Raw genomic sequence first — 21459 nt, 5'->3', positions numbered from 1 at the left:
CTAGGTTTTTTTATGGAATGATTTCCGTCATGATCGGCAATCAGAAAATATTATTGAACCATTGAAATAAAATTAAATAATTAGAAATGAAGGTTTATTTTATTAAAAATATATTTTCAAGACGTGTTGAATAATTAATTATTAACTATGTTTTTGAAAAATAATTGTTTTATTTAATGTGATTTTATTCCAAGGTAAAAAACTTAATAGTTTTATTAAAAAAAGGCTACAATCCTGACGCTCAATTGATCTAAATTCGTCTAGAATAAGATGAGAGATTAAAACAATTTGTGAAAGGTTAATTTTATATTGTGTTTGATAATGGAGTTTGCATGAGTAAAGACACATCAGCTTTAGTTGTTTCAGATGAGGCAATCTTGTCTCACGATACTGAAACGACTTTAGAGCATGTTGTCAGTATTATGCCTCAATTAATCCATTGGCTCATTAAGTCGGGTATCGGTTATAACGAGTTTACAACGGCGCTCAAGGCCCTGTTTTATAACGAAGCTCTCAAAGAGTTGGATGCCATCAAACAAAAGAAAACGGATTCTGCAATTAGTTTATTGGCAGGCCTGAATCGTCGTGACGTAAGAAGTTTTTGCCAAACTTATGGTGAATACACGCTTGTGGATCAGTTTAATTTACAGTTACCGATTAGTGTTCCAGCGCGTGTGGTGGGGATGTGGATCAATCAAAAACTACCTCAACAGATTCCTTTTCAAGGTGAGGAAAATAGTTTTGAAAGCTTGGTGAAGCAAATTTCATCAGAAAAACATCCTAAGTCAATTTTATTAGAACTAAAGCGTTTGGGAATTATTGTAGAAGAAGAAGACCAAGTCATTTTGCAAAATTCTAGTTTTACACCGAATCCACAAGCCGATGAAAGTAAACAGCTATTTACACAAAACATTTCAGATCATTTGTCTGCGGGTATAAGTAACTTAACCAACAACACAAATTTTTTAGAGCAAGCCATTTTTGCAGATGAATTGAGTCAAGAGTCTATTGAGAAATTAAATCAACTGAGTGTAGATCTGTGGAACTTGATGTCTAAAGCAATTGTTTCAGCAGCAATCGACTATTGTAAAAATGATGAGGGTGATGCTGACGCAAATAAGCGCTTTAGATTAGGTGTGTATCAATATAATCAATAAACAATTAAAGTCATTGGTTTAGCTATTCTGTTTTTTTATTCTTCCAATTTTACTTAAACCTCGCCAAAGTATTGAATACGAAATCTTATAACCAAATTTTTGCTCAAATGGTTCAAGTAAATCTTGAATGCGCTTATAAGGCGTTGAGTCGACAAACTCCTCAAAACTTTTTAAATCTTTGATTGTAAAAGGTCTACCATTGCGAACTGCTGGTAAAGGCTTGAGATCTTTTGTATTTTTTTCTAAAGAAATCCATTCGTCTAAGGTGGATCTTGCGATATTAAATTGCTGACAAACTTTAGATTTATGTTTGGTCTGTAAGTATGCTGCCATGACTTTCTTTCGAAGATCTAATGAATATGCTCGCATAAAATTTACTTGCTATTTCCTTTTCAAGAACTGGTCAGTGTTATGTATCAAAAATAATTTAAGTTCCTATCAAATCATTGGCTTTTGATACTTTTTCATTGGTCGATTCAAGCGTTAACAGGCAGAAATGTACCACTAAAATTAAATAATGTACATATTGAACATATTTAAAAATATTTTTTATTTCAAACTAAACATTTTTTATAAATTTTATAAAAATAATTCAAATTAATAAATGGTTTATCTTAATTTTATCTAATTTTAGTCATAGTTTATGAACTATTGCACAGCCAACAACTATATGTTAGTTTTTTAAATATGTGCATAATACACATTAAATATTTATTTTAATGACGCATACCACAGAATACATAAATTCAACTTTTATATTGTTAAAAAACCTATTTTTATCAACAAGTAATGAGTTTCAAAAGGACGACGTAATGAAAAAAACTTTTCAATTATCAGTGATTGCAACGGCATTATTGACTGTAAATGCATATGCGGCAGTAACAAATATTGGGACAGGAAATACTGCGACTGGACCAGATACGACAGTTGTTGGTACTAATAACGCTGCTGCGAATACAACAGTAGTAGGTACGGAAAACAGCGGAACCGGTGGGGAAGGCTTTGTGGGAGGGGCCGGGAACACTGTAAACGGTTTTGGTTCTGCCGTCATCGGGAATAACAATACGACCCATGATCAGTATGCTGTTGCTGTGGGTAGTAATAATGAGGTGACAGGTGCTGGTGGTACGGCTGTGGGTAATAATATTACGATTCATGATAGCCAAGCTACAGCAGTTGGTGGAAATATTGATATTAAAGGTCAATATGCTAGTGCATTTGGAGACTCTGTTACGGTTGATGGTACAGGTGCAACCGCAGTCGGTTCTACATCGCAAGCCACAGGGCAGTATGCAACAAGCCTTGGTTATGGTGCGCAAGCAACTGCTGATAATGCAATTGCAACAGGAAGCAATTCAGTTGCAAGTGGTTTGAACTCAATTGCAATTGGTAATAATGCTGAAGCAAGTGTAGAAGGTGCTATTGCACTGGGGAATGGAGCAAAAGCAACGGCAAAAAACTCAGTTGCAATTGGTGCCAACACTGTGGCTGATGAAGAAAATACTGTGGCGATGGGTGATCGCCGTGTGACTTGGGTTGCTGATGGTATTGGCGATAATGATGCAGTGAATGTCAAACAATTAAAAGATGCGCTTGCGAGTGTTGATACTGCACCAAGCCAAGCAGACCTTGATGCGATCAACGATAAAATTACGACCGAAAAAGCGGCACGTGAAGCAGGTGATGCAGATCAAGCTAGTAAATTAGCGGCAGAAAAAACAGCGCGAGAAGCGGGTGATGCAGACTTGCAAGCGAAGATTGATAACGAAGCACAAATTCGTGCACAAGCTGATGCAGATGAAACAGCTGCACGTACTGCTGCAATTAATAATGAAGCTCAAATTCGCGCAAATGCAGATGCAACTGAAAAAGCAGCACGTATTGCTGGAGATGAAGCTGAAGCGACTGCGCGTATTGCAGGTGATGAAGCTGAAAAAGCAGCGCGTATTCTAGCGATTAATACAGAAAAAGATGCGCGTATTGCGGGTGATGCTGCTGAAGCTCAAGCGCGTACAAATGCAGACATTGCTTTAGGTAATCGCATTGATACTGAAACAGCAACACGAATTTCAGAAGTAAGTCGTTTAGATCGTCGTGTTGACCAATTAAATACCCGTTTAGATCATGTTGAAACCACTGCAAATCGTGGTATTGCGATCTCTTTAGCAACTCAACAAGCCATTCCAAGCATTCAAGCAGGGCAAGTCGCAATCTTTGGTGGTATGGGTTATTACGAGGGTGAAGCTGCAGGTGCATTCGGCGTCGTAACATCGTTCAGTGATCGTTTCTCTGGAAGTGGCGCAGTTGGTGTTGCAGATGGCGGAAAATTTGGTGGTCGTGCGGGTGTCGCTTATGTCATCGGAGGGAACTAAGTCGTACTTGGTTATTAACACTGGGTTTGATTTAGTCACAATAAGAAGGATGATGTAATGAAAAAAACTTTTCAATTATCAGTAATCGCAGTTGCCTTAATGGCAAGTCATGCGTATGCCGCACCCGTATGGGAAGGTCCAACTGGAACAGGTACGGGTCTCAGTAATGCGATGGGGGGACAAGGAAATTATGCAAATGTTGACCCCTCAGCCAATGGTATTATTTTAGGTCAACTTAATGATGTTGATAACACCAGTATTGGGATCGGTTATAACAGCAATGCCATGGGAGCAGGAAGTTTTTCTGCTGGGTCAGCAAATGATGCCACTGGTGATTCTTCTGTTGCTGTAGGTCGTGTCGCGAATGCCAATGGAGATAATAGTATTGCGCTTGGTGCCACAGTTACAGCAGGAGGTACAGATAGTGTAGCTGTAGGTAATAGTCAAACAGTTAACGGTGATAATGCAACAGCGGTTGGTCGTGGCAGTCTCGTTAATGGTAGCCAAGCTAGCTCTTTGGGACACCTTGCTTGGACGGGTGGCGATGGTGCAACTGCGATTGGTAGCGAAACATGGGCAAATGCTAACAATGCAACGACGCTCGGTTTTAATGCAGAAACAGGCGGTGAAAATACACTTCGTATAGGCGCTCAATCTTCTGGTTCAGGTTTGAATTCCGTGGTGATCGGTAGCCATGCAACTGGTACGGCTGAAGACGTGGTATTACTCGGTTCAGGTGGTATGACAGATCCGAGAAATGTTGGAACAGCAATTGCCGATGACAAAAATTCAGTTGCGATTGGCTATGGTTCTGACACACAAGGTCAGGCTGGCGGTAATGAAAATACAGTGAGTGTTGGTGGTTTACTTGGTGGTGCAATTCGTCGTATTACGCAGGTGAATAACGGGGTGAATGACCAAGATGCTATTAATGTATCTCAGCTCAATGATGCTGTTGGTAGTCTGACCTCTGGTGCTGAATTGATTGCACACGCAGATGGTTTACTGACAACAGAAAAGGATCAACGTATTGCAGCAGATGCAGCGGCAGTCAATGCAATTACCGCGGAGGCTACAGCACGTGCAGCGGGTGATGCAGCTTTGCAAAATGCATTAAATGATGAAGCTCAAAAACGAGCGCAAGCTGATGCTGATCAAGTGGTTGCTCGTACAGCAGCAATTGATAATGAAGCACAACTTCGTGCTGCGGCAGACGCAACTGAAAAAGCAGCGCGTATTGCTGGTGATGAAGCTGAAGCTACAGCTCGTATTGCAAGTGATGCAGCCGAAAAAGCAGCACGCACGGCAGCGATTAATGCTGAAGCGCAAGCGCGTATCGCGGGGGATGCAGCAGAGGCGGCAGCCCGCGCTGATGCAGACCTTGCTTTATCAAATCGTATAAATGTAGAAGCAGCAACACGTACCAGTGAAGTCAATCGTTTAGATGGTCGCCTTGATCAAGCAAGTCGTCGCTTAGATGATATTGAGAAAAGTGCTTATCGTGGTGTGGCGATTGCATTAGCAGCACAACAAGCTGTTCCAAACATTCGTTCAGGTCAAGTTGCATTATTTGCAGGTGTTGGTCATTACGAAGGTGAAACAGCAGGTTCAGTTGGTGTAGTGACTTCATTTATTGCCAATCGCATTTCTTTGAGCGGTGCTGTAGGTTTCGCTGGTGGAAATGAAGTCGGTGGACGTGTTGGTATCAGTTATTCATTCTAGATGATTTATGGTCTGAATGAATATTCAAAATAAGAGCATTTAAGCTTTAGATTGGCAAAGTTTTGGCTTAAATGCTCTTAGATTAAAGCTCTTCTTGGGTTACCTTTTTTCAGCATGGGGGTAGCCTTTTTTTCGATTGAATCAGCTTAATTAATTGATAGATTGATATATCTGAGCAATTTAGTTGGTTTAAGTATCTGTTAAAATAAAATAGTGTGGGGTAATTCAAACAGATGATAGGAAATCATCTGTTCAATATAACAATGTTTATTGGGGCAGTATGAATGGCATATTTACATTCCAAGCTTTGCTTAATTTTATTAGGGACTTTAGTTTTTACTGGGTGTGAAGATGAAAATGGCAATTTTAATGTTGGTGTCAGTTTAGGGGGAACAGGTACAGGTGGCTTATCAGTGGGAACTGAAAGTCCACTGCCAAAACCTGATGTTAAACCAGATCGAATGGAAGAGGATGGGGTGGTATATGCAGTTGCATATCCTAATCCTGTTACGCAAAATTGTGATGGTGTTGAACGTACCATTCAATTTGTTCGTCATTATGCTCCTCATATCCCAATGATGATGGGAGATCGGACAGATCTTGTGGGTATGAAAGAGTCATTACGAATCCGTTTTAAACTTCAAGTCATTGTCAAAAATACAACTTCATCTCCAATATATGAATATACAAATAGTTGTAAAGCAGCTTTTCAGCTTACAGGTACAAAAACAACAAAAACCACGCAAACAGACTACTGTTTAAATGATGAGACAGTGAGTGTTTATCAACCCAATGAATCACGGGCATATTTTTATACATTTAATTTGCCGAATATTTTACAAAATTGGACAGCAAGCTACCATGCGCAATATTCTAAAAAATTCTACGCAGAAACTCTAGGTAGTAGCTATGATGATGAAAGTATAAAAGATAGAACACAATGTGATCCATTAAGTACCATGTTATTACTTGATGAATTCCCATCAACAAAAGATGGCGCTCCACCATCAACAAATATTGGAAATGGTAACAATTCAGGCTCTACCAACCATCCACCAACCGATACAGGCAATCCTCCGCCAATTTTTGGTGGTTTTGATTTGGGTGAAGAAGATACCGAATTACCTATATTTGGCGGTTTTGGTTTAGGTGATGGGCCATAAATAAACAATGATTTAAAAGCCATCGATTGATGGCTTTTTTGTTTTTCAAGTGCTTTAAAAGTCAAAAAATCAGTTTTGAAATTTTATGTTTTGATCGTTTGACTAAATAAAGCTTAATATGGGGGACTGCTTCAATTAAATAGCTTTAAACAGGGATTTAAAATCTTAAGATTTGGCAATAGATAATCTAGGATGAGATGATAAGGATGACTACTGATTTACAAAGAAAAGTTGATGGGAATAGTCCAACTAGAGTACTCGTAGGCCTCGTAAATCATTTCTTAGAGCATGCCAGTTTTTTTGGAATCAATAGGCAAGAACTATTGCTACAGGGCGGTCTGACAGAAGAACAACTTGGCGATTCAAACCAATGTATTCCGCTGCATTATTTTGAAAGTGTGGTTGCTTATACATATCGCACCTGTAAAGACCCATTAATTGCTTTAAGCTTTTTCCAAAAAATGGACTCCACTGCTTATGGTGTATTAGGTCATTTAGTACCTTTGGCTTCTAGTTTGAATAAAGCAATTGAAACATTAAAGGAGTTTCAACCACTGATTGGCTGTATTGGTGATATTTCATTACAAGCAGAATCTGACGTGGTTTATTGGAAATGGAAATGCAGATCAAACGATCCGATTTTTAGCCGTTGTGCCAATGAATATAACTTATCGTGGTGGCTCAGTTTACTTCGTTTAGTCAGAAATGAAGAGTTTTCCATTCTCAAGGCTGTTCACTTTACGCACTCTTTGGCTAAGCCCGAATTACAAGCATATTATGAAACGTTTTTTGGTTGTCCTGTCTATTTTGATCAAGCAGAAACAGCTTTGTTATTGTCACCTAAATCATTAACCATGACATTGAAGACAGGAAATGCAGGTTTATATGACAGTGTCAGATTATTCGCGTCAAAGTTATTAGAGCAACAACGAGTTGAACAAAATTTTGCACAACAAGTGAAGGCACAAATTTATTTATTACTTCACCATGAGCGATTGTCTCGCGAAAATGTTGCAGAACAATTAGGTGTTAATGTAAGAACTTTAAGTCGGAAGTTGCAGCTTGAAGAAAGTTCATATAGCAAACTACTGGATGAGGTTCGTTTTGAATTAGCCGTCAATTATTTGGAAAGTTATCAGCATTCAGTTTCATTTATTTCAAAAGCATTAGGCTTTTATACCAGCCATTCCTTTATTTCTTGGTTTAAATTGCAGACTCAGTTAACACCAACTCAATATCGTAAAAATGCAAATTCTAAAGTGGTCGAAGACTAAAACTTATAGATGCTTAAAACAGACCATTTTTCAGTTTGTCCCATATTAGAAATGAGGTGACTCAGAAGCGTTATTTTTAAATGATGAGTTCATTATAGGATTTGAAAGATGACTTAGTGAATCATCAATGAATTCTAGTTGCTAACAGTGACTCACTGTAGTGTTGTAGGGATTAGCATGATTTTGATGATGAATAAGAACGTTAGTTCGGTAGGAATATGGATATTTTCACTCAAAACTCGTGATTTTTAAAACATCGAGTTATTCACATCAAGATGTGTTGAGTTTGAGTAAATAAAGGGAATGAATATGAAAATAAAGCAGATTTATCAGCAATCTATCGGTTTGGTTTTACTTGGATGTTCAGTGACGGGTTGTGGAAGTGATCGTAATACGGTTGTCGTTAATCCACCTGTTATTGGAGACAGTTGCCCAAGTTTTATCGATGAAAAAAAATTTACGGACGCTAAAACTTTAGAAAAAATGGTACAAGTCGGCCCTGACTTGGCACAATTACGTACAACAGGGAGTCAAGCGCACCAACAGTTAATCAATTGGATCGAACTTGAAGCCAAGAAAATACCGGGTATGCAGCTAAAATCAGATCAATACGAGATTCAGCGTTGGCAACCGATGATTATGGCTGAAAATGGTAAAGGTCGCAGTTTATTACGTTCTGGGCAATTGTCCGTGAATGGAAAAGAGATCCCGATTGCTGGAGCTGTTCCTTATTCATTAGGTACAACTTTAACTGGCAACAGTGGCGAATTGGTCTTTCTCACAAGCAATCAACCTATTACGGCTGAACATAAAGGTAAAATTATTGTGCGTGCGATTCCAACGTCACAAGACCCTGTATATGCCAATATGGTTGCACCACCTTATGCATTTTTATTTCAGTTCGCAAAATATTTAAGTTCATCGCTAAATGAACTTAAAACACAACGATATGACAAACCTTTCTTAGCTGGTGAGTTAATGAATCAAGACTTAATTGCTGCTGGAAAAGTGGGAGCTGCAGGTCTGATTCTTGGTTTTGATGTACCTCGAGATCAGGTTAAAGACTACTTTGATCCGCACAACGGATTACATTATCGACTTCCAGCAGTATTTTTAGGTGTGGATGAATTTGCTGAAGTCAAAGCTTTAGCATCGAGCAATACACAAGCAAAAATTGTGGTTCAGGCTGAACGAGATACTGCTACTACCCGCAATTTGATTGCCACTCTGCCGGGTTTAAGTGATGAAAAAATTGTATTTGTCGCAAATACAGATGGGAATACATGGGTACAAGAAAATGGTGTAAGTGGCATGATTGCATTGGCGCAGTATTTTGCAAAACTACCGTTAAAATGCCGCCCGAAAACCTATGAGTTTGCATTCAATACAGGTCATTTACATATGTCGAAAGAGGGAACCTTTAGATATATGGAACAACTCGATCAAGAATATAAACAAGGTAAAGTCAGCTTTGTTTTTGCAGTAGAGCATTTAGGAACACGCGAAATCGTTGCTAAACCACGAACAGATGGTGGTGTTGGAAGAACGTTAGAATTTTCAGGTAAGCCAGAACCACAAGCTTGGTTTGTACCCGAAGATCATGTGTTAATGCAGAAAGTTGCAACCGAAGCTGCGCAAAGACGTAAATTACCTGCGGTGATGATATCGACGGGCCAGGATGTACCTAATGCTAAACGCTTACCAAAACAGTGTGATTTTGGGGGAATCGGAAATGCTTCACATAAAAACTTAATCCCAACTATGGCGACAATTTCAGGACCTTGGTCACTTTGGGCGCCATCATTTGGCAAAGATGCTGTTGATTTTAATTTAATGCGAGAACAGTTATTAGCGATTGGTGATAGTGTTTTGGCTTTGCAAAATCATACTAAAGCAGAAATTGATGGACCTTATACCGCTTGGAGAGCGGCTGGCGAGCAAGGAAAACTTGTTTGTTTACATAACACGAATAGCGGTATAGAGGATGCGCCAAGTACCGTCAATTGATGAAGAAATATAAAGGTTTTGTCTAATTTATAAGGAGGAAGTCTAGAGATTTCCTCCTTATTTGTTTGTATTAAATTAAAACTTTTCTCTCACCCAACCATATGCGGCTGCGAATGGTAGGGCTGTTCTTGCCAAATATGGTACATGCCATAAACCACCGTGATTTGCATTTTCCATAATCAGTTCTAATGGATGATCTAACTGCTTATCTGGATTCGTTGCGCTCTCTGGGTTATTTAGATCATGAATCCAAAGCGCAGCCATAATGGCATTAGTCGTTTCAGGATTAAAAGTTTCAACCTTAAATAAATCAGCACCCGAAAAAGCTGCTTTCAGAATTGGATTTTTAACGACCGAGTGTGTTGTGGTAGACGGCGCAATATTGATGACTGTCTTCTGACCACGCGCACGTGTTGAAATAGCGAACCATTGTTGCAATCGCTTCGCGAGGGCGTAGTTTGGACCTTGTTCAATCACCATACAGTCGGAAATACCATATTGTTGACCATTATCTGATTGAATTAACTGTTTCAAATTGGGTTTGAAAAAGTTAGTAAGAGAAATATTGTGAATGGATTTAGTGAGTAGTTTTTCTACGATCGGACGCTGTTTAATTTTATCCTGTATAGAGTGTACGACTGCTTTTGGAATGGCATAGATATCGGTCGGCGTGAGCATAAACATGATACTGCTATCAGGTTTGTGTTGACTCACTTGTTCCATGATACTGATCATCGCAATCGAAACACGGACATGTTTTTCACCATCTAGATATGCAATACCTGCCAAATCTAAAGTCTCAGAAAAGGTGTTTAACCAATTGGCAATCTCTGGTGTTTGAGTCAGTAAATTTGCACCGAGTTGCTGCTTATCAGCGACCTTAATTTGTGGTGCGATTAAGGTGGCATTACCTTTTTCAATCACTTTGGTGATTTTTTCCCAAATGGCTGGATGGGGGAGATCAATCGCTACAATATTAGCACGCCATTTTGCTAGCCAACTTAAAGGACCTGCTTCAGAACCTGCACCGAACAACACCATAGTGCGCTTTGATAAATCAAACCATTCAGGATGTTGATTGAGTAAGCGGAGCGCCTTGGCATGACTTGGTTCAATGACTTGTTGTTGTTCCCAAAGTTCAATTTGCTGTAATAGTGCTTCGCCTTGTAATTTTTTTCCATGATAGGGAATAAACCAAGGTTCAATGGTTGAGCTACCTGTGCCTTTTAATATAAAAGACTCAAAAGGCTGATCTTTAATATTTGCCATTGCACTAGTTAAAGTTTGACTTTGTTCAGCACGATTAAAATTAAATAAACTTTTGGCTGTCTCTAAACCTTGCTGTGCAATACGTGCAGGATGATCGACAGATTCGATCCCGACCTTGACCAATTCATGAAAATAAAATGGATAATTTTTTCGCCAGTTTTTCTCGCTAGCCAATTGTGCGACATAACGAGAATCTACGCTTTGTAGTGCTGACTTTAAAATTTGTTTAGCAGTGTGGGTGGTACTTGGTGATTTTTTCCCAGACTGAAGAGGGAATTGTATGCCATCATGGTCAAATTGTATTTTTTTACTCAATTGATTGCTCCACTTTACTCAAAATTCATTCATTATCTTGCACATCTTAGTAAGTTCAGGCGCTAAAGATGATGGCAAAAAGTGTATTAATAACGCTTAAGCTTTATTCGATTGATATTGAGGAAAATTTAGTCAGAGAAAATTGAAATATGCTTGTATTTTTCTATTTCACTGTAACCTTTCATACAGCCCAATCGAGACAAATAGGATTTAAAGACTTAACTTATTATTTTCAAAGCATAAAACTAAAAATAAAGAAAGAAGTAACGTAAATGGGGCATTTGATTATTGATTTGGGGCATTTAAACAGAATGAATCATGTAGCTGATATCCAATGCAGCGGATATTGAATACAAAAACGCCGAAAAATTCTTGATTCGGCGTTAGCTTTTTTAACCTGAGTAATGCTTAGTTGAGATTTAATTTAAGTTTCAGGCGTGTAGTCTTGAATGACTTCAAGCGCAGCTCGAAATGCTTCTTGAGTAGCTGGTGCACCGCAATACGGTAGGCTATGCAATAAAACTTCCTGAATTTCTTCAATACTTGCCCCATTGTTTAAAGCACCACGAATATGACCTTTGAGTTCGGTTGGGCTTTTGAGTGCAGTCAAAAATGCAATAGTAATTAGCGAGCGATATTTACGAGGCAATACGTCTTCACGTTGCCATGTAGAACCCCAAGCATGTTCATTAATCCAGTTCTGTAGAGGTTCAGTAAAAGGCACTGTATTATCCTGTGCTCGTTTTACAAATGATTCACCCATCACTTCGGTACGTACTTTAAGTCCATTTTCATAATCTTGTTTTGACATATTTTACTCTTATAGCAGCGGAAAAGATTGGATTTGCCCATCAATAGCAACTTATCCTAATTTAATCATTATTTAAGATAAAGTCATTCTGGTTGACTGTGATGTCCTGAATTTGAATAGAGGAAATTATTATTATCATGTGCTTATGTTTTGCTATTTGACCATCGCTTTAGTCTAATTTGTGCTAATAAAAATAGAGAATTGAACTTTGTAGCTGCTTTGAAAAGTATTAATATCCATTCATCAGTAATTTTTACGTATTTAATATACATTCAATAATAGGGTGTATTAGTGGAAAAATAAGTCTCTGCTAAAGTGGGTGCTAGGGAATTTCGAGTCGTTTTTTAAATACCTGATACTTATAATAGCTGAATAATTACTTTTGAATATAATAGTTTTAAGTATTGATCCTTATATATTTGACGGGAAAAATTAACAATAGGATTTCAATATACTTATGCAAAAGAGACTATGTGGATAGCAAAAGGAGATTTATCTGGTTGGGTAATTACAAGCGATTTATTCATGCTAGAAGATCTGTATGGTATCACTTCAGTTGAAAATGATTGGAGAAAAACATGTTGCGATTAAATACAGTAATATTACTTATAATTGCATTAATAGTTGATCTATTAATTTATTTAAAGGTAGGAGTTACCTCTTACACAAATTTTTACGCACTCTTTTTTTTGGTATTGACTCAGATGTTGTTTTGCTCTTTATACTCCAGTCTATTTGAGTTTTTTAAAGATAATTTTAATTCCTTTAAAATCAGGATATTCTTATTTTTGTTATTTATCTTTATCTTTTTGTTCATTTATGGGGCATTCAAAGGGATAGATATCTATGGCCGATTTTGTGAGATAGAGAAAGAAAATTGTAAAGTAAGAATACTTTATTCAGAAGATTTTAAAAAGAATCTTAATCTATATGGCTTAACTAAAATTATGACACTAACTATTGTAGGGTCTGATTGATCTTTTTAGCAAGATTTATATATCGTGCCGTTATTAGGCGTAATCTAAATAATTTATGTTTTAATGTCAACTAATTGTAAAAAACATGATATAGATTTGAGAGAGGTTATCTGTAACATCCATCTGGTAAGAAAATTATCAAGCCAAAACCAAAAGATTGGCCAAAATCAATAGGAATACTACCACTATTTCTCGCATGTGAGATTGATCCATGTAATCCCATCTGTAAAGCTATTGGATTAAATAAGAATTGTAATGATGATTTATCAGTGTGTTCTATCGATGAAAAGAGGAAAATGGGAGCCAGCAGTTAATAAAACCATTATTTTCAATTATGAAAATATAATAAACTCTATACAATAGTTTGAAAAACTAGGAAATAAAATGGATAGTGAATTATTTGATCAAGCTAATGAAGCATGGGAAAACAATGATTTTCTAACAGCATTTCAACTTATGGAATTATCAGCAAAAAAAGGAGATATTTACGCTTTTAACACTCTTGGCTACTTTTATGATGAAGGGGTTGGGGTAAATGTCGATAAAAATAAAGCATTTGAATGGTATAAAAAGTCAGCTCAATCTGGAGATATTGCTGGAATATTAAATCTTGCTAATTTTTATAAAAATTTAAATAAAATGGAACAAGCTAAATATTGGTGGAATAAAGGTATTCTTTTAGGTGATGGAGATAGCGCCTTAGACTATGCAATGGTATTAATTGAAAGGAAATCGAAAAACATAAATAAAATTAAAGATTTATTACTTATTGCATCTCAAGTTGATGAAAAATATATGTCTGAAGATAGTATAGATAAATTAAAAGTACTTTTAGATTCCATGCAAACTTTAGACAATAATCAACATAAGGTGAAAACTTTGTCTGAGCAGTGATGTGGAAGTAAATCTATTTTATAAACACTTAGGGATTATGATCCTGTTATTTGATGTTAGTTGAAAGTGATTCTATTGGCTTGGATAGTGGCTTAATTCCAATTGAGCGACTGATTATCAGCTATGCCTATACAACTCTAAATCTGCTACAATTGCCGCCAATTTTAAATTCTTTCGTACGCCATCTATTCTTGCCTTAGTTTACAGATACAGATGGGTACAATTTAGTGTAGATTTTTCTCATGTTTAAAGATGAATTAGCGGCGCAAGTTGCCCAACGACGCACATTTGCGATCATTTCCCACCCCGATGCGGGTAAAACCACCATGACAGAAAAACTGCTGTTATGGGGTAAAGCCATTCAGGTTGCGGGTATGGTAAAAAGCCGTAAGTCTGACCGCGCTGCAACATCGGACTGGATGGAAATGGAAAAAGAACGTGGTATCTCTATTACCACGTCGGTGATGCAGTTTCCATATAAAAAGCACACCATTAACTTACTTGATACTCCAGGACATGAAGACTTCTCGGAAGATACTTATCGTACTCTAACCGCGGTTGACTCTGCACTGATGGTGATCGATGGTGCAAAAGGGGTTGAAGAACGTACCATTAAATTAATGGAAGTGTGTCGTATGCGCGATACACCGATCATTTCATTCGTAAACAAAATGGACCGTGAAATCCGTGAGCCTTTAGAATTACTTGATGAAATTGAAAGTGTCTTGAAGATTCGCTGTGTGCCAATCACTTGGCCTTTAGGCATGGGACGAGATTTCGCAGGTGTATATAACCTCATCGAAAATAAATTGTATGTCTATAAAGCGGGTTTTGGTTCAACCATTACCGATATTGAAGTCCGTGATGGATACGATTATCCAGATATTCGTGAGAAAGTCGGCGAGTTAGCTTGGGCATCATTTGAAGAGTCGCTTGAGTTAGTTCAAATGGCGAATGAGCCATTAGACAGTGAGTTATTCTTACAAGGTAAGCAAACGCCGGTTTTATTTGGTACAGCATTAGGTAACTTTGCTGTTGATCACGTACTAGATGCATTTATCAATTGGGCACCAGAACCTAAAGCGCATCCGACTCAAGAACGTACCGTCGATGCCAACGAAGAGGGCTTTACTGGTTTTGTTTTTAAAATTCAAGCCAACATGGATCCGAAACATCGTGACCGTATTGCCTTTATGCGTATTTGCTCAGGTAAATATGAAAAAGGCCTAAAAATGAATCACGTGCGTATTGGTAAAGACGTGCGTATTAGTGATGCTTTGACTTTCCTTGCAGGTGAGCGAGAGCAACTAGAAGAAGCTTGGCCAGGCGATATTATTGGTTTACATAACCACGGTACGATTCAAATTGGTGATACTTTTACCAGCGGTGAGAAATTACATTTCACAGGTATTCCTCACTTTGCGCCTGAAATGTTCCGTCGTGTACGTTTGCGTGATCCTTTGAAATCGAAGCAATTGCAAAAAGGTTTAAAAGAATTATCTGAAGAAGGTGCAACACAGGTATTTATGCCACAGATTAGTAACGATTTGATTGTCGGTGCAGTCGGTGTGTTACAGTTCGATGTGGTCGCTTACCGCTTGAAAGAAGAATATAAAGTTGACTGTATCTATGAACCAGTGAGTGTGCATACCGTACGTTGGGTTCATTGTGATGATGAAAAGATTTTCAATGAATTTAAGAAAAAAGCACATGATCAATTGTCAGTAGATGGTGGTGGTCATTTAACTTATCTTGCACCGAGCCGTGTAAATTTACAGTTAATGCAAGAGCGTTGGCCAGATATTCAGTTCCGTAACACACGAGAACACTAATATAGTCAAAAACAGCTTCTAATTAGAGGCTGTTTTTAATTGAATAATCAGAAAATAAAGGATGATGTGATGAACACTGTAAAACCAATTTTTGCTATCAGTTTAATGATTGGAATGATGGCTTTAACAGCATGTGATCATCCTAAAAAGAATGAAACGGACTCTAAAACTGCGCAGCAGACTGAAAAAATGGAGCAAGCAGAAGTTCTTCCTTATTTAAATATGCAAGAAACCAAAGCGAATTATGCTTTACCCTTTTGTGAAAAGAAAAACTGTATTGAACTCGATGTTCAAACCATTAAAACTCAAGATGAATGGCTGAATGCTTGGATTGCAAAAAATCAGGCAAAAGTTATTCAACAACAAATTGAGCAAAATAAGGATTTGACACTTCAGCAAGCCATCAATGCTTATGTGAAAAAGTCAGATGAATGGCAAGATAAATATTCTAAAAATAAAGCCTATGAATTACATGTAAATACACGTATTGCCTCGCAGCGTAATCAATATGTGTTGTTGCAAGTTGGACTTGATTCAAAACAAGAGGATATTGCTGTTAAAGATCGTTATTATTTTTTCGTAGCAGATCGTAAATTACAAAAGAATTTAACCGTACTCGATGTGATTCAAAAAAATCAGCAAAATGCTATGAATGATATTGTGCAAACACATTATCAACAATGGATCGAAAAACAATCATCAGAAGTAAAAAAACAAGTTCCTAAAAAATTGTATTGGGGGCAAGCCGATTGGTTTTTTGATGGGGAAGGCATTGGGTTACATTACCGTGCTAATGAAATTAGTAAAGATGCACCACAGTTAGATATTTATTTAACCACCGAACAAACTAAACAAATGCTACAGGCTGAAGTTTATCAAAAGATGTTTTAAGCTTTTAAAGATTATATTTCTAAGTTTCGTATAGAAATTGCATGTGCTTATAGCGGATTTGCATGAAGTTAGATAGCATTTAAAAATAGTGTGTAATAACAACGGTTGTAACTTTCCAATGAAAACATTTTATAAATATAGTGTTCTTGCCTGCGCCATTCTCCTTGCTGCGTGCCAACCCAAGACAGAGCCGAAAGATGTAGAAGATAAACCACAAGATACGCCTGTTGTACAACAAGATGCTGAACCCGTTTTACGTGGCGAAACAATTAAATTGCCAGTGACTTTACCAGAATGTAAAGGCAATACCTGCCCAGAATTTTCAGTTGAACGATTAGAAACGAATTTTCCATTTATTGATCAATTACTCGATCAGCAAATTTTAGATCAGTTAAGCAAAATGTTAGAAGTCGTTGATGCGGATAAAGATGTTGCATCTGCAGTAAAGGCAAATGAACAAAAACAAAATTTAGATACACAAGCTCAACTGTATGCAAATTCATTTATTAAAATTGATGAAGAGCTAAAAGCTTTAAGTAGCAGTCATCAAATCAGTTTGATGGTTAAGCCAAAAATATTACAGTCCAAAGGTGTATTGGCAACGGTAGTACTAAATAGCAGTAGTTATTTAGGTGGTGCACATGGTGCAACCGCCCAACGCTATTACAATTTTGATTTGAAGAATCAAAAGCTAGTGCAATTAACAGATTTGTTATTACCTAAGCAAAAAGCAAATTTAGATAAGCTCGCGCATGAAGCGTTTAAGAAGTGGATTGTTGATTCTAAACTAGCCAATAACGCTGCGGAATATGAAGAAGCTTGGCCATTTTCAGTCACAGATAACTTCTTGCTAGGTGAGCAGGGCTTAATTCTTCAATATGCTGAATATGAGATTGGACCGTATGTCGTTGGATTACCACGTTTGGTGATTCCCTTTGATCAATTGCAGGGTGTATTGAAACCTGAATATTTACCTAAAGTTGAGAGTCCTGCTGCCTCTACTGTTGCAACAACAGATAAAAGTAAGTCTTAATGCAACTGTTTGATACCCATACTCATTTTGACGTTGCCGATTTTGATCACGATCGGCAACAACTGGCTATGCAAGCAAAACGAGTTGGGGTCGATGCTTTAGTTTTGATTGGTTTTATTGAATCTCGATTTGACGAATTGATTCAAACGCATCAACAATTAAATGCGTGGGAAAATGTTCCGCAATCTTATCTCGCGCCAGGGCTACACCCGTTTTATATCGAGCAGCATCACTCATCACATTTACAGCGGCTCGAACAAGTCTTACAACAATATGATTGCGTTGCAGTTGGGGAAATTGGTTTAGATACTTTTTTAAAACAACATAAGCAACCTGAATTGTTTTCCAAACAGCAAGACTATTTTAATACGCAACTTGAATTGGCAACGCAATATCAAAAACCTGTGTTATTGCATATTCGCAAAGCTCATGCAGAAACCCTTGCCATTTTAAAAGCACAAAAATTCAAATTCGGTGGTATTGCACATGCCTTTAGTGGAGGCGTGGAAGAAGCCAAAGCTTTGATCAAGCTTGGTTTTAAAATCGGTATAACTGGACAAATCACCAATCCAAATGCAAAAAAACTACATCAAGTTGTGCAGGCGATTGGGGCTGAACATTTAGTCATTGAAACAGATTGTCCTGATATGACACCGCTATGCTGTCAAACATTCACAGAACATCGCACTCGAAATACACCCGTTAATTTGCCTTATGTGTTGGAAAGTTTGGCACAAACAGTCGGGCTGCCTAAACAAACCCTTGCCGACCAGCTATGGCAAAACTCGCTTGTTGCATTAGATTTAAAATTTTAGAGTAATAAGAAAATAATCTTATACAAATAAGATAACTAAAAGGGAACATATCCTTTTCGAAACAAGGTTACATTAGATAGACAACTTCATAATAAACAAATTCGCCACACTGGGAGGGCAACCTAATGGCCAGATATAGCAAAATCAATAGTTTCAATGCATTACAAACACTAACTGTCGCTTCTAAATCCTATCAAATATTTAGCTTGTCACAAGCATCAAAAACACTGGGTAATATAGATCGGTTGCCTAAATCATTAAAGGTTTTACTCGAAAATCTACTACGTTTTGAAGATCAAAAAAGTGTAAAAGTAGAGCATATTCAGGCGGTGGTAGATTGGCAAAAAAACAAACGTTCAGACCAAGAAATACAATATCGTCCTGCGCGTGTGCTCATGCAAGATTTTACAGGCGTACCTGCGGTTGTTGATTTGGCGGCGATGCGTGCTGCGATGGAAAAAGCTGGTGGTGATGCTAATCTGATAAATCCATTATCTCCTGTGGATTTGGTGATTGATCATTCGGTGATGGTGGATCATTTTGCGAATGAACACGCTTTCGCTGAAAATGTCGAAATTGAGATGCAACGTAATGGCGAACGTTATCAATTTCTCCGTTGGGGGCAATCTGCATTTAACAATTTCAGCGTCGTTCCACCAGGCACGGGTATTTGTCACCAAGTCAATTTAGAGTATTTGGCTCAAGCGGTTTGGTTGGGTGAAGATGACGGTGAGGAGTTTGCCTTTCCAGATACTTTGGTTGGAACAGACTCCCATACCACCATGATTAATGGTCTAGGTGTTTTGGGATGGGGTGTTGGTGGTATTGAAGCCGAAGCAGCTATGTTAGGTCAGCCTGTTTCAATGCTGATTCCAGAAGTGATTGGTTTTAAATTGAATGGCAAATTGAATGAAGGCATTACTGCTACAGATTTAGTTTTGACCATTACCCAAATGCTGCGTCAAAAAGGTGTCGTAGGTAAATTTGTTGAGTTTTATGGGGATGGTCTAGCTGACTTGCCTTTAGCTGACCGAGCGACGATTGCCAATATGGCGCCTGAGTATGGTGCAACCTGTGGTTTCTTTCCGATAGACGAGGTCACACTTGGATATCTAAGACTCACAGGTCGTCAACAAGACCGTATTGACTTGGTTGAAGCTTATAGCAAAGAACAAGGTTTATGGAGAAATGCAGGCGATGAGCCGATTTTTACTGATACATTAAGTCTCGATATGAGTACGGTACAAGCGAGTTTGGCAGGGCCGAAACGACCGCAAGATCGAGTTTTACTTTCAGATGTTCCAAAAACCTTTAATACGCTGATGGAACTCACGTTAAAGCCTGCCAAAGAAGCAAAAGAAAACTTAGAAAATGAAGGCGGTGGTGGAACCGCAGTTGAAGCAAAAAATGCAAATTTACCGCATCAAGACCCTTCTTGTATGATTGATGGAAAATCGTATCCTTTGAATGATGGTGATGTCGTTATTTCTGCAATTACTTCATGTACCAATACCTCAAATCCAAGTGTTATGTTAGCTGCGGGTTTATTGGCGAAGAAAGCAATTGAAAAAGGACTACAGCGTAAGCCTTGGGTAAAAAGCTCACTGGCACCCGGTTCTAAAGTTGTCACAGATTACTTAGCTGCTGCTGGTTTAACGCCGTATTTGGATCAGCTTGGCTATAATCTTGTCGGATATGGCTGTACCACATGTATTGGGAACTCTGGACCTTTACCAGATCCCGTTGAAGAAGCAATTCAATGCCATGATTTAAATGTGGCTTCGGTACTTTCAGGTAACCGAAACTTTGAAGGTCGTGTCCATCCTTTAGTAAAAACAAATTGGCTTGCTTCTCCGCCATTGGTGGTTGCCTATGGTTTAACTGGTAATATTCGTACCGATCTGACCACTCAGCCGATTGGGCAAGGTAGTAATGGCGAAGATGTTTACTTAAAAGACATTTGGCCGAGTCAGGCTGAAATTGATCAAGTTCTGCAAAAAGTGAATACGGAGATGTTCCATAAAGAATACGCAGCAGTCTTTGATGGAGATGAGACTTGGCAAGGGATTCAAATTCCAGACAGTCAAACCTATGCATGGCAAGATGACTCGACCTATATTCGTCATCCTCCTTTTTTTGAAGAGATTAACCAACCACCGCAAGCCATTTCTAATATTGAGCATGCGCGTATCTTGGCAGTGCTTGGAGATTCAGTAACGACTGATCACATTTCTCCTGCTGGAAATATTAAAAAAGACAGTCCAGCTGGACGCTATTTGCAAGAGCAGGGCGTAGATGCAAAAGACTTCAACTCTTATGGTTCGAGACGTGGGAATCATGAAGTGATGATGCGAGGTACCTTTGCTAATATTCGTATCAAGAATGAAATGCTCAATGGTGAAGAGGGCGGAAATACGATTTATATCCCAAGCAATGAGAAATTGGCAATTTATGATGCATCGATGCGTTATCAGCATGATAAAACCCCTCTAGTGATCATTGCGGGTAAAGAGTACGGTACAGGTTCATCTCGTGATTGGGCTGCAAAAGGAACTAATCTTCTTGGGATTAAAGCGGTGATTGCCGAAAGTTTTGAACGTATCCATCGTTCGAATTTGGTTGGTATGGGCGTATTGCCATTGCAGTTTGTTGATGGACAAACTCGTCAAACTTTAAATCTAACGGGACGTGAAATTCTTTCTATTCATGGCTTATCTGATGATATTCAACCACACCAAACTTTAGAAGTGAGTGTGATTCGAGAAGATGGTCACCATGACCAATTTAAAGTGTTGTGTCGTATTGATACTTTAAATGAGGTGGAATATTTCAAAGCAGGCGGTATTTTGCATTATGTGCTTCGGAATCTAATTGCTGCTTAGATTGAAAAAAGCCCTATAAATTTATAGGGCTTTTTCAAAAAAAAT

At 38.1% G+C, this 21459-nt stretch carries 15 protein-coding genes; 12 read left to right on the top strand and 3 right to left on the bottom strand.

The genetic code is table 11. The features are described 5' to 3' along the window. The first annotated feature begins 332 nt into the window (after positions 1–332). On the top strand, positions 333–1157 hold the full coding sequence (locus tag F933_RS06075) for a hypothetical protein (RefSeq protein WP_005059512.1): 825 nt from the start codon (positions 333–335) through the stop codon (positions 1155–1157). An 18-nt stretch (positions 1158–1175) separates the two neighbouring features. Here F933_RS06075 and F933_RS06070 read toward each other — a convergent pair whose 3' ends face one another. Further along, a complete protein-coding gene (locus tag F933_RS06070) occupies positions 1176–1526 on the bottom strand; it encodes an IS630 transposase-related protein (RefSeq protein WP_005059510.1) in 351 nt (116 codons plus the stop codon). Between the two features lie 443 nt (positions 1527–1969). Here F933_RS06070 and F933_RS06065 point away from each other — a divergent pair, with 443 nt between their 5' ends. From F933_RS06065 to F933_RS06045, 5 genes are all read left to right on the top strand, one after another. Further along, a complete protein-coding gene (locus F933_RS06065; RefSeq protein ID WP_005059507.1) occupies positions 1970–3529 on the top strand; it encodes a YadA-like family protein in 1560 nt (519 codons plus the stop codon). Positions 3530–3586: 57 nt separating this feature from the next. Then, on the top strand, positions 3587–5251 hold the full coding sequence (locus tag F933_RS06060) for a YadA-like family protein (RefSeq protein WP_005059505.1): 1665 nt from the start codon (positions 3587–3589) through the stop codon (positions 5249–5251). Between the two features lie 284 nt (positions 5252–5535). Then, entirely contained in the window at positions 5536–6414 is an 879-nt protein-coding gene (locus F933_RS06055; protein ID WP_005059502.1) for a hypothetical protein, read from the top strand. A 206-nt stretch (positions 6415–6620) separates the two neighbouring features. Further along, positions 6621–7688 carry an AraC family transcriptional regulator gene (locus F933_RS06050; protein ID WP_005059498.1) on the top strand — a complete coding sequence of 356 codons (1068 nt, stop codon included), beginning with the start codon at positions 6621–6623 and terminating at the stop codon, positions 7686–7688. A 309-nt stretch (positions 7689–7997) separates the two neighbouring features. Then, positions 7998–9695 (top strand): zinc-binding metallopeptidase family protein, encoded by a 1698-nt coding sequence (locus tag F933_RS06045; protein ID WP_005059495.1) that lies wholly within the window; start codon positions 7998–8000, stop codon positions 9693–9695. A 75-nt stretch (positions 9696–9770) separates the two neighbouring features. On the opposite strand, the gene F933_RS06040 is transcribed toward F933_RS06045, so the two are convergent. After that, the gene (locus F933_RS06040) at positions 9771–11279 is read right to left on the bottom strand and encodes a hypothetical protein (protein WP_005059494.1); all 1509 of its coding nucleotides are present in this window, start codon (positions 11277–11279) and stop codon (positions 9771–9773) included. A 424-nt stretch (positions 11280–11703) separates the two neighbouring features. Beyond that, a complete protein-coding gene (locus tag F933_RS06035) occupies positions 11704–12090 on the bottom strand; it encodes a carboxymuconolactone decarboxylase family protein (RefSeq protein WP_005059493.1) in 387 nt (128 codons plus the stop codon). 1361 nt (positions 12091–13451) lie between these two features. Here F933_RS06035 and F933_RS16855 point away from each other — a divergent pair. The 6 genes from F933_RS16855 (at position 13452) to acnA (ending at position 21414) form a co-directional block, all read left to right on the top strand. Further along, positions 13452–13961, top strand: a complete 510-nt coding sequence (locus F933_RS16855) for a tetratricopeptide repeat protein (RefSeq protein WP_005059490.1) — start codon at positions 13452–13454, stop codon at positions 13959–13961. A gap of 242 nt (positions 13962–14203) precedes the next feature. Then, positions 14204–15793 (top strand): peptide chain release factor 3, encoded by a 1590-nt coding sequence (locus F933_RS06020; protein WP_005059488.1) that lies wholly within the window; start codon positions 14204–14206, stop codon positions 15791–15793. Between the two features lie 69 nt (positions 15794–15862). Then, the gene (locus F933_RS06015) at positions 15863–16684 is read left to right on the top strand and encodes a hypothetical protein (RefSeq protein WP_034710544.1); all 822 of its coding nucleotides are present in this window, start codon (positions 15863–15865) and stop codon (positions 16682–16684) included. 118 nt (positions 16685–16802) lie between these two features. Next, complete coding sequence (locus tag F933_RS06010) at positions 16803–17717, top strand: RsiV family protein (RefSeq protein WP_005059485.1); 915 nt, start codon at positions 16803–16805, stop codon at positions 17715–17717. Further along, on the top strand, positions 17717–18532 hold the full coding sequence (locus F933_RS06005; RefSeq protein ID WP_005059483.1) for a TatD family hydrolase: 816 nt from the start codon (positions 17717–17719) through the stop codon (positions 18530–18532). Before F933_RS06010 ends, F933_RS06005 begins: the two co-directional genes overlap by 1 nt. Positions 18533–18657: 125 nt before the next feature. Then, the gene (gene acnA, locus F933_RS06000; RefSeq protein ID WP_005059481.1) at positions 18658–21414 is read left to right on the top strand and encodes an aconitate hydratase AcnA; all 2757 of its coding nucleotides are present in this window, start codon (positions 18658–18660) and stop codon (positions 21412–21414) included. Positions 21415–21459: the final 45 nt, after the last annotated feature.

Source organism: Acinetobacter beijerinckii CIP 110307 (assembly GCF_000369005.1).
Lineage (GTDB): Bacteria > Pseudomonadota > Gammaproteobacteria > Pseudomonadales > Moraxellaceae > Acinetobacter > Acinetobacter beijerinckii.
The sequence above is the reverse complement of the archived record's forward strand: the minus strand, read 5'-3'. Positions and strand labels throughout refer to the sequence as shown.